This window comes from Microbacterium sp. VKM Ac-2923, assembly GCF_022815605.1.
Taxonomy (GTDB): domain Bacteria; phylum Actinomycetota; class Actinomycetes; order Actinomycetales; family Microbacteriaceae; genus Microbacterium.
On the sequence record NZ_JALGRP010000028.1, the window covers coordinates 1 to 1290 of the forward strand.

1 protein-coding gene is annotated in these 1290 nt (G+C 65.9%); it reads right to left on the reverse strand.

Annotation, left to right across the window (positions count from 1 at the left end):
- Positions 1–7: 7 nt before the first annotated feature.
- Positions 8–1108, reverse strand: a complete 1101-nt coding sequence (locus MT347_RS17990) for an IS30 family transposase (RefSeq protein WP_243502727.1) — start codon at positions 1106–1108, stop codon at positions 8–10.
- Positions 1109–1290 lie beyond the last annotated feature (182 nt).

The following is a 1290-nucleotide window of genomic DNA, read 5'->3' on the forward strand; positions in this document are numbered from 1 at the left end:
GGCGGTTTCAGGCGGTCAGTGCAACACCGTTGTCTGGTGGGGTTGAGAGTAGTCGTTCGAGGGCTTCGGTGGGGGTGGCCCAATCGAGTGTCATGCGGGGTCGGTCGTTGAGTTGGGCGGCGACGTAGTCGAGGTAGCCGGCGGTGTAGCCGGAGAGGTCAGTGCCTTTGGGGAAGTACTGCCGGAGCAGGCCGTTGGTGTTCTCGTTGCTGCCGCGTTGCCAGGGCGAGTGCGGGTCGCAGAAGAAGACCCCGTCTCGGAGGTCGGCTTCGACGGTGATTCTGGCGTGGGCGGCCATCTCCTTGCCTTGGTCCCAGGTGATGGAATGTCGCAGAAGGTCGGGCAGCCGCCGCATCTGCATGATCATCTGATCGGCGACGGTTTCGGCATCTCGGCGAGCAGGCAGGTGCAGCAGGATCACGAATCGGGTGCTGCGTTCGACTAAGGTTCCGATCTGCGACAGGCCGTCTTTGCCGATGATGAGGTCACCTTCCCAGTGACCGGGGACGGCGCGATCTTCTGCTTCAGCGGGACGGTCGGAGATCATCACCATCCCGGGGATCTTGCCCGGTCCAACCGCTTGCCGCTGAGTGCGGGCGCGGGGCTTGCGGGTGGTGCGTCCCGAGCGCAGCGCCCGGGTGAGCTCGTTGCGCAGTTCTCCACGACCCTGCACGAACAGGGACCGATAGATCGCCTCATGCGAGATGCGCATGCTCTCATCATCCGGGAAGTCCACCCGCAGACGTCGGCTGATCTGCTGCGGGGAGTGTCCCCGCAGCAACCGCCGCTGCACCTCGACTCGCAGCAAGGACTGCGACGCGAGCTTAGAGGGCTTGGGGCGAGCCAGACGCCGATCCGCGCGGCCCTGCGCGGTCGAGGGTGAATAGAACACCGACCGGCCCGGCGGGCGCGTCATCCGCTTGGCCCGGTACCGCGGCAGATTGCCGCGGTTGCGACGCAGCTCCCGCAGCACCGTTGATGGATGCCGACCGATGTCCCGAGCGATCTGACGGATCGACTCGCCACGGGCCACCCCGACAGCGATCTGTTCACGCTCGAGAAGGGTCAGGAATCTCCCGGACGGCTCCGACAGCGACAGCGGCGACATACCGCCAGCCTCCCGAAACCATCTCTCCGCCCCCTGCCGCGACGCGCCAGCCACCTCCGCAGCATCCGCCGTCGACCACCCATCCGCGATCCCCCGCCAAAACTCCCGCTTCACACTCCGCAAAACGCTGAACACAGCCACGCCCCTCAATCAGGGTGTTGCACTGACCCAATGAGACCGCC